Genomic DNA, 20,199 nt, shown 5'->3' with positions numbered 1-20,199 from the left:
ATGCGGTCATGGAGACCGCGACTGCGCCGGCGATCGGTCAATTCGCCGCATACCTCAGGGCGTTGGCCGAACGGCTCGACCCCGGGGCGGGCTGGTACGGGGAGTTCCTGCGCCGGGATCCGGAGGGCGTGCGGGCCTGTCTCGACGGGGCCGCGCTGCCCCCGTGGGACGTGGTCGAGTCGCTGCTGCGGGATCTGGCGGCGGCGCGCGGCGAGGAGCTCGCGGCGCGGGAGACCGCGTACGCCGCCCGGCTGCGGGCCGCGGCGGTCACCGCCTGGGACGGGCTGCCGGGCGGCGCGGAGCAGCTCCGGACCCAGTACACGGCGGCGGTCGCGCAGCAGGCCGCCACCCAGGCGGCCGTGCGGAGCCTGACGGCCCGGCTCGGCGGCGCCGCCGACCCCGCCGAACGGGACGCCCTCGCCCGGGAGCTCTCCTGGACCCACGACGACGCGGCCCGTGCCACGGCCCGCCACGAGGACCTCGCGACCCGCCTGTCGGCCCTGCGGCCCGGCGCCCCGGGCGAGGCGGCGCCGCCCGGCGGGCCGGAAGCCGCGGAGCCGCTCCCCGGCGTACCCCGGCAGCGGCCGGCCCCGCCGCAGACCGACGCCCAGGGCCCGCCCTGGCCGCAGGCGCACGCCCGGATCCCGATGGCGCCGCCGGCGGAGGAGCCGGTGTGGGCGTACGCCCAGGGCCCGGTGTGGCCCGAGTCCGGCGCCGCGGTGTTACCGCCCGCCGAGGAGCCGGGGGCGGCGCACGCCGAAGACCCGGTGGGGGCGCACGCCGCGGCTTCGGTGTGGACGGAGGCCGGCGCCGCGGTGTCGCAGCACGCGGAGGCCGGGGCCGAGGCGCAGGACCAGGCGCCGGTCGGGCGGGCCGAGGGGCGGTGGCTCCGCCGTGGGCGGCGGGCCGGGGGCGCCCGGTACGCGGGCTCGGCGGCGCCCGAACCGCTGGCCTTCACCCCGCCGCCGGGCCACCCGGACGGCGACCGCCTCCCCGGCGGGCCGCACTTCGGATCCGCTCCGCACGGAGCGCGCTCCGGCCACCCCGAGCCCGGGATCCCCGCCCCGCGCGGAGCCCGCTTCGGCCGCCCGACGGCCGGGCCGGCGGAGGACGCCCCGGCCCAACGGCAAGCGGCCCAACGGCAATCGGCACAACGGCAGTCGGCCCAACTCCCCCCGGACACCACCGGCCCTGGCCCCGTACCGCAGGAGCCGGCATCCGCGGCCGGCGAGGCGGCCGCGCCCCGCGCCGGGAACGCACGGGCGGCCGTCGCCGAACTGATCGCGCTGCGCGCGCGGGGCCGCGGCGGCGAGGCCCACGCACTGCTCTGCGAGATCGCCGCCTGGCCCGCGGACCGGCTCCCCGGCCTCGCCGACCAGCTGGTCCGCGCCGGACTGGCAGCCGACTGGGCCACCCTGCTGTGGGAGGCGGCCTCGCTGCCGCCCGAGCGGCTCGCCGCGGCCGCGGCCGCCCTCGGAGAGGCCGGCCGCGAGGCCGACGGCGACCGCCTGCTGCGCCAGGGCATGGCCCGCCCCGCCGCCGAGATCGCCGAGGCCGCGCTCGCGCTCGAGGCGGCCGGCCGCGTCCGGGAGGCCGACACCCTCCTCGGTGCCTTCGTCCGGGTCCGCACCGCGGAGGAGGCCGCCGCCCTCGCCCGCCGGGCCCCGCAGTGGTTCGTGCCGAGGCTGCTCCAGGCCGCCGGAGAGGCCTCCGCGACCCACCGGCGGAACCTGGTCCACGCGCTCCGGGTGGCGGGCATGGCCACGGCGTAAAGCGCCCGCCGCCTGACCGCAATCGACCGTGGGGCGACGTAACTTGATCGACTACTCCAACCGCGCAACGCGGTCTTGCCCCACGCTGTGACGAGGCCTACGTTCTACTCCCTACGGACAACCGTCTACGTGCGTAGAACCGGCGTTCCCGTCGCGAGGAGCAGCTCATGGCCCAAGTCGTCCGCGCCGCACTGGTCCAGGCCACCTGGACCGGAGACACCGAATCGATGATCGCCAAACACGAGGAGCACGCCCGGCGGGCCGCCGCCCAGGGCGCGCGGATCATCGGCTTCCAGGAGGTGTTCAACGCCCCCTACTTCTGCCAGGTCCAGGAACCCGAGCACTACCGCTGGGCCGAAGCCGTCCCCGACGGCCCGACGGTCCGCCGCATGCAGGACCTGGCGCGCGAGACCGGCATGGTCATCGTCGTACCGGTCTTCGAGCTGGAGAGCGCCGGCTTCTACTACAACACCGCCGCCGTCATCGACGCCGACGGCAGCTACCTCGGGAAGTACCGCAAGCACCACATCCCCCAGGTCAAGGGCTTCTGGGAGAAGTACTACTTCCGGCCGGGGAACCTCGGCTGGCCCGTCTTCGACACCGCCGTCGGCAAGGTCGGGGTCTACATCTGCTACGACCGCCACTTCCCCGAGGGCTGGCGCCAACTGGGCCTGGCGGGCGCCCAGCTGGTCTACAACCCCTCCGCCACCCACCGCGGCCTGTCCTCGCACCTGTGGCAGCTGGAACAGCCGGCCTCCGCCGTCGCCAACGAGTACTTCATCGCCGCCATCAACCGGGTCGGCCAAGAGGAGTACGGAGACAACGACTTCTACGGCACCAGCTACTTCGTCGACCCCCGCGGCCAGTTCGTCGGCGAAGTCGCCAGCGACAAGGAAGAGGAACTCCTCGTCCGCGACCTCGACTTCGGCCTCATCGACGAGGTCCGCACCCAATGGGCCTTCTACCGCGACCGCCGCCCCGACGCCTACGGAGGGCTCGTACAGCCGTGACCAACCCGACGCCCCTGCACAGCCGCCACCGCACCGTCCTGCCCGACTGGCTCGCCCTGTACTACGACCGCCCCATCGAGCTCACCCACGGCGAGGGCCGCCACGTCTGGGACGCGGACGGCAACCGCTACCTCGACTTCTTCGGCGGCATCCTCACCACGATGACCGCCCACGCACTGCCCGAGGTCACCAAGGCCGTCTCCGAACAGGCCGGGCGGATCATCCACTCCTCGACCCTCTACCTGAACCGCCCGATGATCGAGCTGGCCGAACGGGTCGCCACGCTCTCCGGGATCCCCGACGCCCGGGTCTTCTTCACCACCTCCGGCACCGAGGCCAACGACACGGCGCTGCTGCTCGCGACGACGTACCGCCGCTCCAACCAGATCCTGGCGATGCGCAACAGCTACCACGGCCGGTCCTTCTCCACCGTCTCCATCACGGGCAACCGGGGCTGGTCCCCGACCAGCCTCTCGCCGCTCCAGACGTACTACGTCCACGGCGCCGTCCGCACCCGCGGCCCCCTCGCGCACCTCGACGACACGGACTTCACCGCCGCGGCCGTCGCCGACCTCGAGGACGTGCTCGGGCAGGCCCGCGGGGGAGTGGCCGCGCTGATCGCCGAGCCGATCCAGGGCGTCGGCGGTTTCACCTCCCCGCCCGACGGCCTGTACGGGGCCTTCCGCGAGGTCCTGGACCGGCACGGCATCCTGTGGATCAGCGACGAGGTGCAGACCGGCTGGGGCCGCACCGGCGAACACTTCTGGGGCTGGCAGGCCCACGCCCAGAACGGCCCGCCGGACATCCTCACCTTCGCCAAGGGCATCGGCAACGGCATGTCCATCGGCGGGGTCGTGGCCCGCGCCGAGGTGATGAACTGCCTCGACTCCAACTCCATCTCCACCTTCGGCGGTTCCCCGGTCACCATGGCGGCCGGCCTGGCCAACCTCGCGTACCTGCTGGAGCACGACCTCCAGGGCAACGCCCGCCGCGTCGGCGGCCTCCTCCTGGAGCGGCTCCGCGCCGTCGCCGCCCACTCGCCCGCCGTACGGGAGGTACGCGGCCGCGGCCTGATGGCCGGACTGGAACTGACCAGGCCCGGCACCGACCAGGCCGATCCGGAGGCGGCCACCGCCGTACTGGAGGCCGCCCGCGCGGGCGGCCTGCTGATCGGCAAGGGCGGCGGGCACAACACCAGCGTGCTGCGCATCGCGCCGCCGCTCTCCCTCACCGTCGCCGAGGCGGAAGAGGGCGCCGAGATCCTCGAACAGGCACTGCGCAGCGTCCAGTAGGGGGAGTCCGATGAGCATCCGCACCCTGATCAGCGGCGGCCTCGTCGTCACGGCCGCCGACGAACTGCACGCGGACGTCCTGATCGAGGACGGCCGCGTGGCGGCCCTCGCCGCGCACGGCTCGGCGGCCGCCGCGGCCTGGACGGCCGACCGTACGATCGACGCGAGCGGGAAGTACGTCATCCCGGGCGGGGTCGACGCGCACACCCACATGGAGCTCCCCTTCGGCGGCACCTCCGCCTCGGACACCTTCGAGACCGGAACCCGGGCCGCCGCCTGGGGCGGCACCACCACCATCGTCGACTTCGCCGTGCAGAGCGTGGGCCACGCCCTGCGCGAGGGCCTCGACACCTGGTACGACAAGGCCGACGGCAACTGCGCCATCGACTACGCCTTCCACATGATCCTCTCGGACGTCAACGAGGGCACCCTCAAGGAGATGGACCTCCTGGTCGGGGAGGGGATCACCTCCTTCAAGCTGTTCATGGCCTACCCGGGCGTCTTCTACAGCGACGACGGGCAGATCCTGCGCGCCATGCAGCGGGCCTCCGGCAACGGCGGGCTGATCATGATGCACGCCGAGAACGGCATCGCCATCGACGTCCTCGTCGAACAGGCCCTGGCGCGCGGCGAGACCGACCCCCGCCACCACGGCGAGGTTCGCAAGGTGCTCCTGGAAGCCGAGGCCACCCACCGCGCCATCCAGCTCGCCCGGGTCGCCGGCTCCCCCCTGTACGTGGTCCACGTCTCGGCGGAGGAAGCGGTCGCGGAGCTGGCCGCCGCCCGCGACAAGGGGCTGCCCGTCTTCGGGGAGACCTGCCCGCAGTACCTCTTCCTGTCCACCGACAACCTCGCGGAGCCCGACTTCCAGGGCGCCAAGTACGTCTGCTCCACCCCGCTGAGGCCGAAGGAGCACCAGGCGGCGCTCTGGCGGGGGCTGCGGACCAACGACCTCCAGGTGGTCTCCACCGACCACTGCCCGTTCTGCTTCCGGGGACAGAAGGAGCTGGGCCGCGGCGACTTCTCCAAGATCCCCAACGGGCTGCCGGGGGTGGAGAACCGCATGGACCTGCTCCACCAGGCGGTCCTGGACGGGCACATCACCCGCCGCCGCTGGATCGAGATCGCCTGCGCGACCCCGGCCCGGATGTTCGGCCTCTACCCGCAGAAGGGCACCATCGCACCGGGCTCCGACGCCGACATCGTCCTCTACGATCCGCACGCCGAGCAGGTCATCTCCGCCGAGACGCACCACATGAACGTGGACTACTCGGCGTACGAGGGCAAGCGGATCACCGGACGCGTCGACACCGTGCTCTCGCGCGGCGAACTCGTCATCGACCGGCGCGAGTACGCAGGCCGGCCCGGCCACGGCGTGTTCATCCCGCGCTCCACCTGCCAGTACCTGTAAGCCCCGTAAGGAGCCGCACGTATGGACTTCGGCCTCGTCCTGCAAACCGACCCGCCCGCCTCGCAGGTCGTCAGCCTCATGCGCCGTGCCGAGCGCAACGGCTTCCGCTACGGCTGGACCTTCGACTCCGCCGTGCTGTGGCAGGAGCCGTTCGTCATCTACAGCCAGATCCTCGAGCACACGCAGGAGATGCACGTCGGCCCCATGGTCACCAACCCGGGCACGCGCACCTGGGAGGTCACCGCCTCCACCTTCGCCACCCTCAACGACATGTTCGGCAACCGCACCGTGTGCGGGATCGGCCGCGGGGACTCGGCGATGCGGGTCGCGGGGCGCGCGCCGAACACCCTGGCCCGGCTCGGCGAGGCCATCGACGTGATCCGCGACCTCGCGGAGGGCCGTGAGGCGGTCGTCGACGGCAGCCCGATCCGGATCCCCTGGATCCGGGAGGGGAAGCTGCCCGTCTGGATGGCCGCGTACGGGCCGAAGGCCCTGGCCCTGGCCGGGCAGAAGGCCGACGGGTTCATCCTCCAGCTCGCCGACCCCTTCCTCACCGAGTGGATGGTCAAGGCCGTCCGGGAGGCCGCCTCGGAGGCCGGCCGGGACCCGGCCTCGATCACCATCTGCGTGGCGGCCCCCGCGTACGTGGGCGACGACCTCGCCCACGCCCGCGACCAGTGCCGGTGGTTCGGCGGCATGGTCGGCAACCACGTGGCCGACCTGGTCTCCCGCTACGGGGAGCACTCCGGGCTGGTCCCGGACGCCCTGACCGACTACATCAAGGCCCGCCACGGCTACGACTACAGCCACCACGGCCGCGCCGGGAACCCGTCCACGGACTTCGTCCCCGACGAGATCGTCGACCGCTTCTGCCTGCTGGGTCCACCCGAGGCCCACATCACCAAGCTCCGGGCCCTACGCGACCTCGGCGTCGACCAGTTCGCCGTGTACGCGATGCACGACGCCAGGGAGGCCGCCATCGACGCCTACGGTTCCGAGATCATCCCCGTGATCAACGCCTGAGCCCTTTCCCCCTCGCACCACGCCCCGCGCCTCACGACCCGCTGGTGCCCCGAGCGCCTCGTTCCGTCCCCGAAGAAGGGTTCCACCTCCCTGACCGCCACCGTCCCCATCGGCCCGCCCGGCCAGATATCCGACCGCGCGGCCGCGTTGAGCGCGCGCCCGGCGCGGTCCCCGCGGGCGGACGGTTCGTCAAATCATCGTGCTGCTGCCGATGTTGCTGACCGGGCACGCCGGACCCGAGTTCGTATCCGACCTCGTGCCGTCTGGAGCCGTCAGCGGCACAACGGCTGCCAGTGGCTCAGGCAACCAGACGACCACCCCTGGTACCGAGTTCTCAAGCCCCTACGGACGTCCACTCCGAACAACTGGCCGAGGCGATCGACAACGGCCCACAGTCGACGGACGTCTTTTGCTCTGTTCCCGCGGAGCAGGAGCCTGCTGCGCGGCCGGGAGCGCATCACCGAGGTCAACTGGGAGTGGGGGAAGCACATGGGTGCTATCACCAACCGCCTGCGAGGTCCGTAGAGTGCGGACGGGCCGCCCCAGGTTGAGTGGGGCGGCCCGTCCTGTCGGTTGTGAGGTCAGTTGAGGTCGGCCTCTTAAAGGGCGTCGCGCGGCGGCTTGAGGCTGCTGAACGTCGCCCCGGCAACCAGGACCGCGACGCCCGCCAGGAGGGCGGGCATGCTGGTTGCGGGGTGCAGGACGACAGCCCACGGCTGCGCTCCGCGGCCGCCGCTCTTCCATCCTCCGACGGCGAGGACCAGGGGGACAGCGGTGAGGACCGGGGCCGCGATCCGGGCGCCGGTGAGGGGGTTGAGGGTGAGCGCAAGGCCGAGGTAGAAGGCGGTGTTCCGGCCGATGGCCAGGGCCACGGAGTGGGCGCCCGCGAAGTGTCCGAGGACGGCCATGCTCAGGGCGAGGGTTGCGCAGACGGCGGCGAGGGAGGTATCGAAGCGGTGGACGGCCCGCACGGCGACTGTTTCCGTGGCGTCCCGGGCGCGGCCGGTGAAGGCGAGCCATGTGACGGCGGGGATGACGGTGATCAGCGCGGCGAGAAGGAAGTGTCCGGCCCCGCCGACCATCGCGGGTACGGGGATGCGGCTCTGTCCGAATGCCAGGCCTGCGCCGGCCGTGACAGCGGTGACGGCGGCGAGGGTGGGGACGTTACGGGATGCGGCCCACCAGTTCACCGGCCTGCTCCTTCAGGGTTCAGGTTCGGCTTCTGGTCGCAGCCGGTGAGCGCAGCCCGGTTCGTTTCGTTACTCCAAACCGACCCGCCCGCCTCCCAGGTCGTCAGCTGATGAAGCACGCCGAACGCAACGGCTTCCGGTACGGCTGGACCTTCGACTCGGCTGTCCTGTGGCAGGAGCCGTTCGTCATCTACAGCCAGATCCTGTCCTCCACGCAGAAGATGCACATCGGACCGATGGTGACCAACCCGGGAGACCCGCACCTGGGAGGTGATCGCCGCTCCCCGACTGATCAACTTCCGTACCGGCGCGCTGATCCCCGGCCTGGTGGGCGGCCTCCTCGGCACGGTGGCCGGCCTCCTCATCGCCGACTACTGGATCATCCGCCGCACCGTACTCGGCCTGGCCGGGCTGCACCGGCCCGGCGGCCCTTACTGGTACAAGGGCGGTTGGAACCCGGCCGCGGTCCTGGCCTTCGCCGTCGGCGGCTCGCATTCGGCCTCGGGCGAGGGCCCTTCCCGGCGGACGGCCTCATCGCCTTCCTCAAACCGCTCGCCGACTACGGTTGGGCCGTCGGACTGGGTGCGTCACTCGTCAGGACCTCGAACGTCTCCTGAGCCCGGGGGTGCGATCGTCAGCAGCGGGCGGCATGCTGCTCGGCCCAGCCGGTGGCGGCCACCACCTCGCGCGCGATGTCCACGACAGGCCGTCCGTCTGTCACCACCCGCACGGTCCCCTCGGAGGCCCTCTGGTCCAGAAGCAGTGCCTTACGGACACTGCCTTCCCACTCCTGCTCCAGCTCCGAGCCGAGTTCCCTGCCGACCAGCCGCTCGCGGGCGGTGGCGTCGGAAGCAGTGAGCAAGACCCGCGTGATGCGCACGTCCTCGCCCATGGCACGCTCGAACATGCCGGTCGCCTCGGGCAGCACGCTTGCCGTGTTCGTGTAGATCAGACGGCGGTAGCCGAGCCGGGCGAAGTTTTCCCACACGGCCGTCAGGTTCCTCTCGGTGATCTCCGAACGGTGGGGGTCCCCCTCTGGTGCCGGATGCACCTGCCCCATGAAGTCACCCTCGATGACCGCATGGGAGACCACCGCGGCGCGCAGCTGCGCCGAAACCTCCCACCCCACCGTCGTCTTGCCGACACCGGCCCGTCCCCCGATGAGCAGTACTTCCGCGTGCTTCATGCATGCAGCGTGCCAGTCGGCGACCTCCCGCGAGCCGATATCCGTGCGCACAGGCGTCATCGATCGGTCGGCCCGTGCCGGTACTCGCTCAGGCGTGGTCGTCACGGAAGAGAGTCTGTTGCAGCGTGTGGCTGGATTCCTGCCTGCCTTCTTCCCGTACCGCCCGGGGTCACCGACTCTGATCGACAGCGGACCTGAGCTGTACGAGGAGGACCGGAATGAGCGGGATGGGGAACAGGGGACAGGGGAACGACGCTGCCGGCGGCCCGCAGACGTCGGGGATCCCCGTCCCGGAGGGTATGACCGCGTTCGACGACATCTACGATCAGCCGGATCCTCGGGCCTATTTCCGGTCATTGGGTCCACTGGAATACCGGGCACCCCATCACGGACAGAGCGTCTTCCGGCGGGCGGTTGCCGCCCGCACGCAGACGGCCCGCGCGGCGGAACGACCGGTGACCGTGCTGGACATCTGCTGCTCCTACGGCATCAACGCCGCCCTCCTCAACCATGAGGTGACACTGGACGACCTCTATGCCCACTACACGTCGCCGCAGGCGGCCGCGCTCACCACAGCCGAACTGATCGCATGGGACCGCAGCTACTACGCGGCCCGTCGGCGCCGTGAGCCGGCCCGGGTGATCGGATTGGACATGTCCAAGAACGCCATCTCCTACGCGTGCGAGGTCGGTCTCCTGGAACAAGGTTTCGCCGAGAACCTCGAAACCGCGCCTCCTTCTCCGTCCCTGCTTCGCGCCGCTCGGCAGACCCGGCTGATCACGATCACCGGAGGGGCCACCTTCCTGTCCCCCCGCACCTTCCAACCGATCCTGGCCTGTACCCAGGGCCCGGTATGGGTCGCGGCCTTCGTCCTGCGGACCACCTCGTACGAGTCGATTGCCGCATGCCTGGCTGCGAAGGGCCTGGTCACCGAGAGGACCACCACGCACACGTTCCGGCAACGACGCTTCACGGACGCGGACGAACAGCGATACGCCGTCCAAGCGGTCACCGCGGCCGGCGATGACCCGCACGGGAAGGAGACCGACGGCTACTTCCACACGACGCTGCACCTGTCGCGCCCCCCTGAAGACGCGACCGCGCTCCCGCTCACCGCCCTGCTGCCGCGCCTTTGAGCCGCGGCCCGGTTCACCCCCGGTACATCGGGAGTCCGGCCGTCCGTCGGAGATTGTCGGTGGGGTTTGCCGGTCGGACGTGATGTGATGGGTGCATGATCGATGAGTTCCTTACCCATGGCCTGTCCGACGTGGAAGAGGCCGTCCGCAAGGCGGCGGCGATCGAGATCATGCCGCGATTCCGGCAGCTCGCCGAGCACGAGGTCGACGAGAAGAGCGGCCCGCACGACCTGGTGACGGTCGCCGACCGCAAGGCCGAGGAACACCTCACCGCCTCCCTCCAGCGGCTGCTCCCCGGCTCGGCCGTGGTGGGCGAGGAGGCCGTGCACGCCGACCCGAACGTGTACGGGGCGCTGCGCGCCGACGCCCCGGTGTGGATCGTGGACCCGGTCGACGGCACCCGCCAGTTCGTCTCCGGCGAGCCGGGCTTCTGCACCCTCGTGGCGCTGGCCCACCGCGGGGAGATCCTCGCCTCCTGGACCTTCGCCCCGGCCCTGGAGGAGCTGGCGACCGCCGTGCGCGGGCAGGGCGCGTACGTCAACGGAGAGCGGATCCGCAGCGGCTCGCCCGAGCCGGGCGCCGACCTGCGGGTCGCCATGGCGCACCCGCTGTACACCTCCGAAGAGGACAAGCGGACCCTCGGCCGGCTGGACGTGCCCGGCGTGGCGGCCAGGCCCTGCGGATCGGCCGGCCTGGAGTACCTGAAGGTGGCCCGCGGCGAGATGGACGGCCTCGCGTTCACCTGGCCCTCGGCCTGGGACCACGCGGCCGGGCTGCTGCTGGTCGCGGAGGCCGGCGGGGCGCAGAGCACCGTCGAAGGGATCCCCTTCCGGGTGGACCGGGACAACGCGCTGCCGTTCGCCGTCGGACGGGACGAGGCCACCGCGGTCCGCATCCGCGACCTGCTGCGGGGCTAGGGGGTGTCTGACGGAGGTCCGTGGTGAAGGAGCGGTGTCCGGTGCGTGCTCTCGGCGTGCCGGCCGGATGCCCGCGTACTGGACGTACGTGGGCTTTCGGCCGGTGCGGCGAGAGTGCGTGCCGGGCATCGCGACGCCTCGGACCTCCGTCAGACACCCCCTAGGCGTCTCTTCCGACGCGGGTCGGGCACGATCGGGAAGAGACCGGCCGGGCCCGCGGCGAGCCGGAATATCCTGGGGGCGGTGGCGCCGCCGGACGAAGGAGTCGCAAGTGCCGTCGATTCTCGATGCGGTCGTGGTGGGGGCGGGGCCCAACGGGCTCACGGCCGCCGTGGAACTCGCCCGGCGGGGCTTTTCGGTGGCCCTCTTCGAAGCCGCGGACACGGTCGGCGGCGGGGCCCGGACCGAGGAGCTCACCCTCCCCGGCTTCCGACACGACCCCTGCTCGGCGGTGCACCCGCTCGGCGTGGGCTCGCCGGTCTTCGCGACGATGCCGCTGAAGCAGTACGGGCTGGAGTGGCTGCACCCGCCGCTGCCCATGGCGCACCCCTTCGACGACGGCACGGCAGCGGTCCTGTCCCGCTCGGTCGCCGAGACGGCGGCGTCCTTCGGGCCCCGCGACGCCGGCGCGTACCGGCGCCTCGTCGAGCCGTTCCTCGGCAAGTGGGACACCCTGGCCCGGGACTTCATGTCACTGCCCAGCACCGCGCTGCCCCGCGACCCCCTCACCCTGGCCCGTTTCGGGCTCGCCGGGATGCCGCCCTCGACCTGGCTCCTGCGCCGCTTCCACGACGAGCGGGCCCGCGCGCTGTTCGCCGGGCTGGTGGCGCACGTCATCGCCCCGCTCGACGGGATCGCCACCAGCGCCATCGGCCTCGTCTTCGCGCTGGCCGCGCACGCGAACGGCTGGCCCATGCCGCGCGGCGGCTCGCAGTCGATCTCCGACGCCCTCGCGGCGTACCTCCGCGACCTCGGCGCCGCCGTCCACACCGGCTTCGAGGTCAAACGGCTCGACGACCTCCCGCCCGCCCGCGCCTACGTCTTCGACACCTCGCCGACCGCGCTGGCCCGCATCGCCCGCCTGGGCCGCGCCTACGACGGCTACCGGTACGGCGCCGCCGTCTACAAGATCGACTACGCCCTCGACGGCCCCGTCCCGTGGACCGCCGAGGAACCGCGCCGGGCCGGGACCGTCCAGATCGGCCCGCGCACCCGCGACATCGACGCCGCCCTGCAACTGGCCTCCGGCGGCCGGGCCCCCCGTACCCCCTTCCTCATCACCTCCCAGCCCAGCCTCGTCGACCCCGGCCGCGCACCCGAGGGCAAGCACGTGTTCTGGGCGTACGGCCACGTCCCCAAGGGCTGGCACGGCGACCTCACCGACGCCGTCGAGCGCCAACTGGAGCGCTTCGCACCGGGCTTCCGCGACCTGGTCCTGGCCCGCGCCACGGCCGGCCCGCCCGAGCTCGCCGCCCGCAACCCCAACTACGTCGGCGGGGACATCGCCTGCGGCGCCGCCTCGGGACTCCAGCTCCTGCTGCGCCCCAAGATCACGCTGTTCCCGTACACGACGGCCCACCCCGCGGTCTTCCTGTGCTCCTCGGCCACCCCGCCCGGCCCCGGCGTGCACGGGATGTCCGGCCACAACGCCGCCAAGGCCGTGTGGCGCCACCTGCGAAAGGACGCCTGATGGTCCGCATCACCCTGGTCCGCGGCGACATCACCGCCGAGAAGGCCGACGCGATCGTCAACGCCGCCAACTCCTCCCTCCTCGGCGGCGGCGGGGTCGACGGCGCCATCCACCGGCGCGGCGGCCCGGAGATCCTCGCCGCCTGCGAGGACCTGCGCCGCTCGCACTACGGCAAGGGCCTGCCGACGGGCAAGGCCGTCGCCACCACCGCCGGCCGGCTCCCCGCGCAGCACGTCATCCACACCGTCGGCCCGGTCTGGTCGCGGGAGGACGACCGGTCGGAGCTGCTGGCCTCCTGCTACCGGGAATCCCTGCGCGTCGCCGACGAGCTGGGGGCCCGTACGGTCGCCTTCCCGGCCATCTCCACCGGGATCTACGGGTGGCCCATGGACGACGGCGCGCGGATCGCCGTGGAGACCGTACGGACCACCCGGACCGAGGTGGACGAGGTCCGCTTCGTCCTCTTCGACGACCAGGCCTACGCCGCCTTCGCGGCGGCCGTCGAAGCCGCGCGTTAGAGACGGCTTAGGGCGACCGGAAGCGGTTGCGGTATTCCGTCGGGGTCGTGTCGAGCTGTCGGCGGAACGCGCGGATGAGGGTGTCGGTGGTGTTGAAGCCGGAGGCGGACGCGATGCGTTCGAGGGTGGCGTCCGTCGATTCCAGTTGGTTGCGCGCGACTTCGACACGGGCCGATTCGATGTAGGCCGCCGGGGTCATGCCCAGTTCCGCCTTGAAGATCCGGGTCAACTGGCGTTCGCTCACATGGGCGTGCGCGGCGAGGTCGGTGACCGTGAGCGGGTCGGCGATGTGGCGCGTGATGTGGTGGCGCAGGTCCTCGACGCGGCGCGTCGTCGAGACGGGCTCGAGCGGGACGCTGAACTGGCTCTGCCCGCCCGGCCGCTTCAGGTACATCACCAGCTGGCGGGCGATGCGGAGCGCGAGGGCCTCCCCGAAGTCGTCGGCCACCAGGGCCAGCGACAGGTCGAGGCAGGCGCTGATGCCCGCGCCCGTCCACACGTCCTGATCGCGGATGAAGATCGGATCGGCGTCGACCTCGACCGCGGGGTGCTCGGCGGCGAGTTGCCGCGCGGTGGACCAGTGGGTGGTGGCGCGCTTGCCGTCCAGGAGCCCGGCGTCCGCGAGGATGTGGGCTCCCACACACACCGAGGCCACGCGCCGGGCCCGCCCGGCGAGGGCCTTCACCCGGCTGACGACGGCGGGATCGGTCACGGCGCGCACGCGGCCCCCGCCGTCGGTCTCGACCGCGCCCGGCACCAGGAGGGTGTCGATGCTCCTCCCCCCGACCTCCTGGAAGGTCGTGTCGGGAAGGATGCGGACCCCGGCGGAGGTGGTGACGGGGTCCATGGTCTCGGCGGCCAGGACGACCTCGTAGCCCGCGGTCCCGCCGGCCTCGCGTCGCAGCAGGGCGAACACCTCCGGCGGTCCGGTGACGTCCAGCAGGTCGACGCCGTCGAAGAGGACGATGACGACGAATCGGGTGACGGGGCTCAACTGGTGTCCCTTCGGCGGCCCTGCGGGATGTCGGTATCTGCAAGTCGGATGACATTGCCGACACGCTGGGTGGGTCATAGCGTTCCATACGCGGCCACCGAGCAAGTGGCCCGGACCCTTCCGCACAACTTCCGAGGACGGTATTCCCATGCCTTCGACCACCCTGCGCGAGCTCAACGGCTTCGACCCGACTCCGGCCCCGCTGGCCGGTGCGACGCTGATCCTGGTCGACTACCAGAACACCTACACCCGCGGCGTGATGGAGCTGACGGGCTGGCGGGCCGCCCTCGACTCCGCAGCCGCGCTGCTGGCCAGGGCCCGGGAGGCCGGCACGAAGGTCATCCACGTCGTGAACGACGGCGGCCCGGGGACCCCGTACGACATCCGGGCCGAGATCGGCCGGATCCACCCGAGCGTGGCTCCCGTCGAGGGGGAGACCGTCGTGGTCAAGACGGTTCCCAACGCCTTCGTCGACACCGACCTGGGCGAACACGTCGACGCCGCCGGCAACAAGGACGTCATCGTCATCGGCTTCATGACCCACATGTGCGTGACCTTCACCGCGGAAGGCGCGTTCCTGCGCGGCAACCGGCCCACCGTGGTCGCCGACGCCTGCGCGACCCGGCCCCTGTGCACGGCGGTCGCCGACCTGCCCGCCGTACAGATCCACCAGGCCGCGCTCGCGACGATCGCCGATCTGTACGGGGTCGTCGTCCCGTCCGGTTCATCGCTGGGCTGAGGGCCGCGGTGAGGACCGGGGGGAGGGGCGGGGGTACGTACGGGACTGCTTCACGCTGCCGTACGCGAAGCTCGACTCGATCGAGGCGATGCCGGGGATGGCGTGGATCCGGTGGCGCACCAGGGCCTCGTACGCCTCCAGGTCCTCGATGACCACCCGCAGCAGGTAGTCGCTGCTGCCCGCCATCAGGTAGCAGTCCTGGATGTGCTCGATGACCGCCACGTGCTCCTCGAAGAGCCGGACCGCCTCCGCCGTGTGCCGCTCCAGCCGGATCCGGACGAAGACGGTCACCGGGAGCCCGAAGGCGACCTGGTCGACCATGGCCGTGTAGCCGCGGATCAGGCCCGCCTCCTCCAGGCGCCGCACCCGGCGCAGACAGGGCGAGGGGGAGAGCCGGACGCGGTCGGCCAGGTCCTGGTTGGACAGCCGCCCGTCGGCCTGCAATTCCCGGATGATCTGCAGATCGACTGCGTCCACGGTCACTCCTCGGCGGATCCTCGGCGGTTCTTGGCAGATCCTGCCCCAAACGTATGTCCGACGGGCAGAACTGGCAATCGGCTGCCCCGGCCTAAGCCCTACCGTTGCCCGGGAACGGACCAGACCGGTCCGGTCTCGTACGGCTGGAGCAACGACGTGGTCGCAACGCACATCACCGGGGCGACCGCGCCTCCCCACACGGAGGGCCCGCCGGCCGGACCCCTGCCCCCGGCCACCGCCGGGGGGACCCCCAGCCGGCGCGGGCTCTCCCCGCAGACCGAGGGCGTCCTGGCCCTGCTGGTGACCGTGTCCATCTGGGCCGCCTTCGCGCTCAGCGCCCGGGCCCTGAGCACCTCGACCCTGCTGCCGGCCGACGCCGCACTGCTGCGCTTCGGCGTCCCGCTCGTCGTCCTGCTCCCCGCGCTGTGGCGGCGCCGCCACAGCATCGCGGCGGTCCGGCCGGGCCCCGCCCTGAAGATCGTCTGCGGGGCCGGGGTGCCGTTCTTCCTGGCGGCCATGCACGGAGGCTCCCTGACCTCGGCGGCGTTCGTGGGCTCGATCGTCCCCGGGATGGTCCCGCTGTTCGTCTCCGCGCTGATGGCCGCCCGCGGGCACGGCGCCCCGAAGGGAACGCAGGCGGCCGGGCTCGCGCTGATCGCGGTCGGCGTGGCCGCCCTGGTCTGGCGCTACGTCGTCCCGGTGGACGCCGACGTCCTGGAGGGGGCCGGCACGCTCCTGGTGGCCAGCGGCCTGTGGGCCCTGTACACGGTGGGCCTGCGCGACGTCGCCCTCGACCCCGTCGGGTCGATCGGCCTGCTGTGCCTGCCCTCCTTCGCGATCATCGGGGTCCTGGTCCTGACCGGTGTGCTCCCGACCGGCCTCGCGCACGCCGCGGGCGCCGACATCGCCCTGTTCCTCGTCGTGCAGGGGCTCGGAGTCGGCCTCTGCGCCGGTCTGCTGTACGCGGTCGCCATCCGCAGGCTCGGCGCGGAGCGCAGCTCCATCGGCGGCAGCCTCAGCCCCGTGGCCGTCGTCCTGCTGGCCATCCCCCTGCTCGGGGAGACCCCCGGCATCGCCGTACTCGTCGGCGTCCCCCTCATCACCGCCGGCGTCGTCCTCGCCAACCGACGCCCCCGACCCAAGGTTCCCGCCCATGCTTGAGCTCCTCCCGCCGCCGCCCACCGACCCGCTGTGGGACCTGACCGCCGAGTTCTCCGCCGACGAGCGGCCCGAACGCCTCAACCTCGTCCTCGGCGTCTACCGGGACCACACGGGCCGCACCCCCGTGATGGCGGCCGTCCGCGAGGCGGAGATCCGCCTGGCGGAACGGGCCGAGTCCAAGGAGTACCGGGGGCTCTCCGGCAGCACCGCCTTCAACCGCGCCATGCAGGCGATGGTCCTGGGGCCCGAGGCGCCGGCCGGCCGGGCCGTGACCGTGCAGACCGTCGCCGGCTCCGGCGCGCTGCGGCTGCTGGCCGACCTGATCCGCCGCACCCGCCCGGGCACCACGGTGTGGATCAGCGATCCGGCCTACGTCAACCACCGGCCCATCCTGGAGGCCGCCGGGCTCGAGGTCCGTACGTTCGGCTGGCGCGACGCCGAGGGCGGCTTCGACACCGAGGGCGTCCTGCGGGAACTGAGCGCGGCGCGGCGCGACGACGTGGTCCTGCTCCAGGGCTGCTGCCACAACCCGACCGGAGCCGACCCCACGCTGGACGCCTGGGAGGCGCTGGCCGAACGCGCCGTGCGCGACGGCTGGGTTCCGTTCGTCGACCTCGCCTACCACGGGCTCGGCGACGGCCTGGAGGCCGACCTGCTGCCCACGCGCATCCTGGCCGCACGGGTGCCCGAGATGCTGATCGCCGTCAGCTGTTCGAAGAACTTCGGGCTCTACAGCGACCGCACCGGCTGCGCCATCGTCCTCGGCACGTCCGCCCGGGCCCTGGGGCACGCCGAGACGGCCCTGCAGAACGCCGCCCGGACGCTGTACTCGATGCCGCCCGAGCACGGCGCGGCCGTCGTGGCGACGATCCTGGAGGACGACGGGCTGCGGTCGCTGTGGCGGGCGGAACTGGAGGTCATGCGGGGCCGGATCACCGCCAACCGGACCGACCTGACGACCCATCTGAGCGCCCTGGGCCATGACGCGCAGGCCCGGTCGCTCGACCGCCAGAAGGGCATGTTCTCGATGCTGCCGCTCACCGCGGAGCAGATGCTCGAACTGCGCCACGGGCACGCCGTCTACGGCACCACCTCGGGCCGGATCAACATCGCCGGGATACCCGGGCACCGGATCCCACGGCTCGCCCAGGCCGTCGCCGCGGTCCTGGACACCGCGCACGCGCCGCGGCCCCTCGAAGGCCTCGCCCGCTAGGACGAGCCCGCCGGATTCCCCGGGGCAACCCCGTCCGAACAGGGCAGTCCCCGGCAGTCCCGCCGATTCCATGAGCCATCCGCCGTCGCCGATGGCTCCCGTGGACCGCGGAGATCTGCCGGGGGCCTGGCCAGAGCCTGGACAAGGGTCACGCGGGCCTCTGGACGTCTCCTGAGGGAGGTGCGGCTCTTTCCGGTGTTCCGGTGTAATCACGAGTTTCCTCCCTATTTCCACCCAGTCAAGACCCTGCTTCCCGCCGACCGCCCCCGGCTGTCCGGCTCTTCCTGCCGGACACAGAGCCACCCGGCAAGCCCTCGGATAGGGTGAACCGGTAGGAATCAGGCCCCCCGGGGTGAGGTCGGTGCGGTGGACACTTACCAGTCGACGAGCGAAGTGCCGGACCCGCCGGTCGCAGCCGTCGGGTACGCGGGCGTGCTCCGCGAGCTCCTGCCGATCGCCCTGTGGCGCGAGGACGCGGACGGCCGCATCGTCGAATGGTCGCTCGCCGCCCAGGACCTGCTCGGACACCGCCCCGAGGACATCCTCGGCCGCCCCGGCAGCTCCGTCCTCGTCCCCGAGGCCAACCGCGGACTCGCCGACGACCTGACCCGCCGGGTCCAGGCGGGCGAGACCGTCGTCGGCACCCTCCCCGTGCGCCACCGCGACGGCCACCGCGTCGTGATGGAGATGTGGATCGTGCCCGCCGCCGACCCGCAGGGGCGTACGGGGGCCATGCTCATCGCCGTGGAGACCTCCGAGGTCCTCCACATGCGGGACTCGCTCGCCGCCCTGCAGAGCCTGTTCACCCAGTCGCCGATCGGCCTCGCCACCCTGGGCACCGACCTGCGCTTCCTGCGCGTGAACGACGCCCTGGCCCGGATGAACGGCGTCCCCGCCGCCGCACACCTCGGCAAACGGCTCACCGAGGTGGTCCCGGGGGTCAACGCCACCGTCCTCGAGGCCACCATGCGCCAGGTCCTCGAACGGGGCACGGCCGTCGTCGACGTCCGCCGCACCGGACGCACCGCCGCCGACCCCGACCACGACCGGACCTGGTCCTGCTCCTACGCCCCGCTGCTCGACGGCTCGGGGCGGCCGCTGGGCCTGATCGCCTCCCTCATCGACATCACCGACGGACAGCGGGCCCAGGCCGAAGCCGAACGGGCCCGGCACCGGTTCGCCCTCCTGGCGGAGGCCGGCACCCGCATCGGCACCACCCTGGACCTCCACCAGACCGCCCAGGAGATCGTGGACCTGCTGGTACCGCAGCTCGCGGACTCGGCCGACGTACAGCTCCTCGAATCGGTCCTGGGCCCGGACGAGGCCCCGGCCGCCGCGGCCTCCACCCGCGGCGTGATGCGCCGGCTGGCGGCCGCCTTCCCCGACCCGACCGCGCCCACCGCGAAGCTCCAGGCCGGCCAGACCTTCCAGATCCCCCCGGACAGCGTCTACGAGCGGGTCATCGCCGAAGGCCGGCCGATGAACCTGTACGCAGCCGACGTCCCGGCCCTGATCACCGACCCGCGCGCCGACGCCCTGCGCACCTACCTCGCCACCCTGGGCTCCGCCCGGATGATCCCGCTGGTCGCCCGCGGGCAGGTGCTCGGCGCGGTCGCGGTGACCCGGCTGCGCGAGCGCGAGCCCTTCGACGACGAGGACCGCGTACTCGTCGACGAGCTGGTCGCCCGCGCCGCCCTCAACATCGACAACGCCCGGATGTACACCCGCCAGCGGCAGGCCGCCCTCACCCTCCAGCGCAGCCTCACCAACAGCGAGCTCCCCCGGGTCGCCGGTCTCGAACTGACCGGGCGCTACCTGCCCGCCAGCGACCACGACGTGGGCGGGGACTGGTTCGACGTCATCCAGCTGCCCGGCGGCCGGACCGGTCTGGTGATCGGCGACGTCATGGGCCACGGGATCCACGCCGCGGCCGTCATGGGGCAGCTGCGCACGGCGGTACGGACCCTCGCGCGCCTCGACGTGCCCCCGGAGCAGATGCTCCGCTCGCTCGACGCCGTGGTGGCCGACCTCGGCGAGGACGAGATGGCCACCTGTGTGTACGCCGTCCACGACCCGGCGTCCGGCGGCTGTGTGATCGCCCGCGCCGGCCACCCGCCGCCGGCCGTCGTCGGAGCCGACGGCGCCATCACCTTCCTGCACGGCCCGCCCGGAACCCCCCTCGGCACCGGCGGCCAGGACTTCCGCACCGAAGAGGTGAGCCTGCCCCCGGGGACCCTGCTCGTGCTCTACACCGACGGCCTGATCGAGGCCCGCGACCGGGACCTCGACGAGGGCATGGACCAGCTGGCACGGGCCCTCACGGAGGCGCGGCAGCCGCTCGGCGAGCTGTGCGACGCGATCCTGGAGCAGCTGCTGCCGTGCGACCCGCAGGACGACGTCGCGGTTCTCCTGGCCCGGACCCGCGCGGTGGCGACCCGGCCCGTGTGACGCCGCCCGGTCCGACGGCGCG

At 72.6% G+C, this 20,199-nt stretch carries 17 protein-coding genes and 2 pseudogenes; 15 read left to right on the top strand and 4 right to left on the bottom strand.

Annotation, left to right across the window (positions count from 1 at the left end):
- Nucleotides 1–8: 8 nt before the first annotated feature.
- The 5 genes from ACZ6I1_RS11280 (at nucleotide 9) to ACZ6I1_RS11260 (ending at nucleotide 6,508) form a co-directional block, all read left to right on the top strand.
- Nucleotides 9–1,772, top strand: a complete 1,764-nt coding sequence (locus ACZ6I1_RS11280; protein ID WP_469285768.1) for a hypothetical protein — start codon at nucleotides 9–11, stop codon at nucleotides 1,770–1,772.
- A 167-nt stretch (nucleotides 1,773–1,939) separates the two neighbouring features.
- Nucleotides 1,940–2,782: a nitrilase-related carbon-nitrogen hydrolase gene (locus tag ACZ6I1_RS11275; RefSeq protein WP_469285766.1), complete on the top strand. Its 843-nt coding sequence runs from the start codon at nucleotides 1,940–1,942 to the stop codon at nucleotides 2,780–2,782.
- The gene (locus ACZ6I1_RS11270; RefSeq protein WP_469285764.1) at nucleotides 2,779–4,074 is read left to right on the top strand and encodes an aspartate aminotransferase family protein; all 1,296 of its coding nucleotides are present in this window, start codon (nucleotides 2,779–2,781) and stop codon (nucleotides 4,072–4,074) included. Before ACZ6I1_RS11275 ends, ACZ6I1_RS11270 begins: the two co-directional genes overlap by 4 nt.
- Nucleotides 4,075–4,084: 10 nt before the next feature.
- A complete protein-coding gene (gene hydA / locus ACZ6I1_RS11265) occupies nucleotides 4,085–5,485 on the top strand; it encodes a dihydropyrimidinase (protein WP_469285762.1) in 1,401 nt (466 codons plus the stop codon).
- Between the two features lie 21 nt (nucleotides 5,486–5,506).
- Complete coding sequence (locus ACZ6I1_RS11260; protein WP_469285760.1) at nucleotides 5,507–6,508, top strand: TIGR03842 family LLM class F420-dependent oxidoreductase; 1,002 nt, start codon at nucleotides 5,507–5,509, stop codon at nucleotides 6,506–6,508.
- A gap of 599 nt (nucleotides 6,509–7,107) precedes the next feature.
- Here the strand turns inward: ACZ6I1_RS11260 and ACZ6I1_RS11255 are convergent.
- Nucleotides 7,108–7,698: a hypothetical protein gene (locus tag ACZ6I1_RS11255; protein ID WP_469285758.1), complete on the bottom strand. Its 591-nt coding sequence runs from the start codon at nucleotides 7,696–7,698 to the stop codon at nucleotides 7,108–7,110.
- A gap of 45 nt (nucleotides 7,699–7,743) precedes the next feature.
- Here ACZ6I1_RS11255 and ACZ6I1_RS11250 point away from each other — a divergent pair.
- Together ACZ6I1_RS11250 and ACZ6I1_RS11245 are read left to right on the top strand one after the other, a co-directional pair.
- Nucleotides 7,744–7,980: pseudogene (locus ACZ6I1_RS11250) on the top strand (LLM class flavin-dependent oxidoreductase); the annotation flags it as partial.
- Nucleotides 7,978–8,315, top strand: a pseudogene (locus ACZ6I1_RS11245) (cytosine permease); the annotation flags it as partial. The pseudogenes ACZ6I1_RS11250 and ACZ6I1_RS11245, both read left to right, overlap by 3 nt.
- A 17-nt stretch (nucleotides 8,316–8,332) precedes the next feature.
- Here ACZ6I1_RS11245 and ACZ6I1_RS11240 read toward each other — a convergent pair.
- The gene (locus ACZ6I1_RS11240) at nucleotides 8,333–8,884 is read right to left on the bottom strand and encodes an AAA family ATPase (RefSeq protein ID WP_469285869.1); all 552 of its coding nucleotides are present in this window, start codon (nucleotides 8,882–8,884) and stop codon (nucleotides 8,333–8,335) included.
- 299 nt (nucleotides 8,885–9,183) lie between these two features.
- Here ACZ6I1_RS11240 and ACZ6I1_RS11235 point away from each other — a divergent pair, with 299 nt between their 5' ends.
- From ACZ6I1_RS11235 to ACZ6I1_RS11220, 4 genes are all read left to right on the top strand, one after another.
- Nucleotides 9,184–10,020: a hypothetical protein gene (locus ACZ6I1_RS11235; protein WP_469285756.1), complete on the top strand. Its 837-nt coding sequence runs from the start codon at nucleotides 9,184–9,186 to the stop codon at nucleotides 10,018–10,020.
- 95 nt (nucleotides 10,021–10,115) lie between these two features.
- Nucleotides 10,116–10,937 carry an inositol monophosphatase family protein gene (locus ACZ6I1_RS11230; RefSeq protein ID WP_469285754.1) on the top strand — a complete coding sequence of 274 codons (822 nt, stop codon included), beginning with the start codon at nucleotides 10,116–10,118 and terminating at the stop codon, nucleotides 10,935–10,937.
- Between the two features lie 271 nt (nucleotides 10,938–11,208).
- On the top strand, nucleotides 11,209–12,627 hold the full coding sequence (locus tag ACZ6I1_RS11225; protein WP_469285752.1) for a phytoene desaturase family protein: 1,419 nt from the start codon (nucleotides 11,209–11,211) through the stop codon (nucleotides 12,625–12,627).
- Nucleotides 12,627–13,145, top strand: coding sequence for an O-acetyl-ADP-ribose deacetylase (locus tag ACZ6I1_RS11220; RefSeq protein WP_469285750.1), 519 nt, complete (start codon nucleotides 12,627–12,629; stop codon nucleotides 13,143–13,145). Before ACZ6I1_RS11225 ends, ACZ6I1_RS11220 begins: the two co-directional genes overlap by 1 nt.
- 7 nt (nucleotides 13,146–13,152) lie before the next feature.
- Here ACZ6I1_RS11220 and ACZ6I1_RS11215 read toward each other — a convergent pair whose 3' ends face one another.
- Nucleotides 13,153–14,139 (bottom strand): GlxA family transcriptional regulator, encoded by a 987-nt coding sequence (locus tag ACZ6I1_RS11215; RefSeq protein ID WP_469285748.1) that lies wholly within the window; start codon nucleotides 14,137–14,139, stop codon nucleotides 13,153–13,155.
- Between the two features lie 148 nt (nucleotides 14,140–14,287).
- Between ACZ6I1_RS11215 and ACZ6I1_RS11210 the strand changes: the two genes are divergently transcribed.
- Nucleotides 14,288–14,878, top strand: coding sequence for an isochorismatase family protein (locus ACZ6I1_RS11210; protein WP_469285746.1), 591 nt, complete (start codon nucleotides 14,288–14,290; stop codon nucleotides 14,876–14,878).
- Here ACZ6I1_RS11210 and ACZ6I1_RS11205 read toward each other — a convergent pair.
- Nucleotides 14,864–15,355, bottom strand: a complete 492-nt coding sequence (locus tag ACZ6I1_RS11205) for an Lrp/AsnC family transcriptional regulator (RefSeq protein WP_469285744.1) — start codon at nucleotides 15,353–15,355, stop codon at nucleotides 14,864–14,866. The genes ACZ6I1_RS11210 and ACZ6I1_RS11205 overlap by 15 nt on opposite strands.
- 156 nt (nucleotides 15,356–15,511) lie before the next feature.
- On the opposite strand from ACZ6I1_RS11205, the gene ACZ6I1_RS11200 reads away from it, so the two are divergent.
- The 3 genes from ACZ6I1_RS11200 to ACZ6I1_RS11190 all read left to right on the top strand — a co-directional run bounded on the left by ACZ6I1_RS11200 (nucleotide 15,512) and on the right by ACZ6I1_RS11190 (nucleotide 20,177).
- Nucleotides 15,512–16,516, top strand: a complete 1,005-nt coding sequence (locus ACZ6I1_RS11200) for a DMT family transporter (RefSeq protein WP_469285742.1) — start codon at nucleotides 15,512–15,514, stop codon at nucleotides 16,514–16,516.
- Nucleotides 16,509–17,729: an aromatic amino acid transaminase gene (locus ACZ6I1_RS11195; RefSeq protein WP_469285740.1), complete on the top strand. Its 1,221-nt coding sequence runs from the start codon at nucleotides 16,509–16,511 to the stop codon at nucleotides 17,727–17,729. Before ACZ6I1_RS11200 ends, ACZ6I1_RS11195 begins: the two co-directional genes overlap by 8 nt.
- A gap of 366 nt (nucleotides 17,730–18,095) precedes the next feature.
- The gene (locus ACZ6I1_RS11190) at nucleotides 18,096–20,177 is read left to right on the top strand and encodes a SpoIIE family protein phosphatase (RefSeq protein WP_469285738.1); all 2,082 of its coding nucleotides are present in this window, start codon (nucleotides 18,096–18,098) and stop codon (nucleotides 20,175–20,177) included.
- Nucleotides 20,178–20,199 lie beyond the last annotated feature (22 nt).

This window comes from Streptomyces sp. NPDC046303 (genome assembly GCF_055588085.1).
Note: the sequence above shows the minus strand (reverse complement) of the source record. Positions and strands in the feature narration are given on the sequence as shown.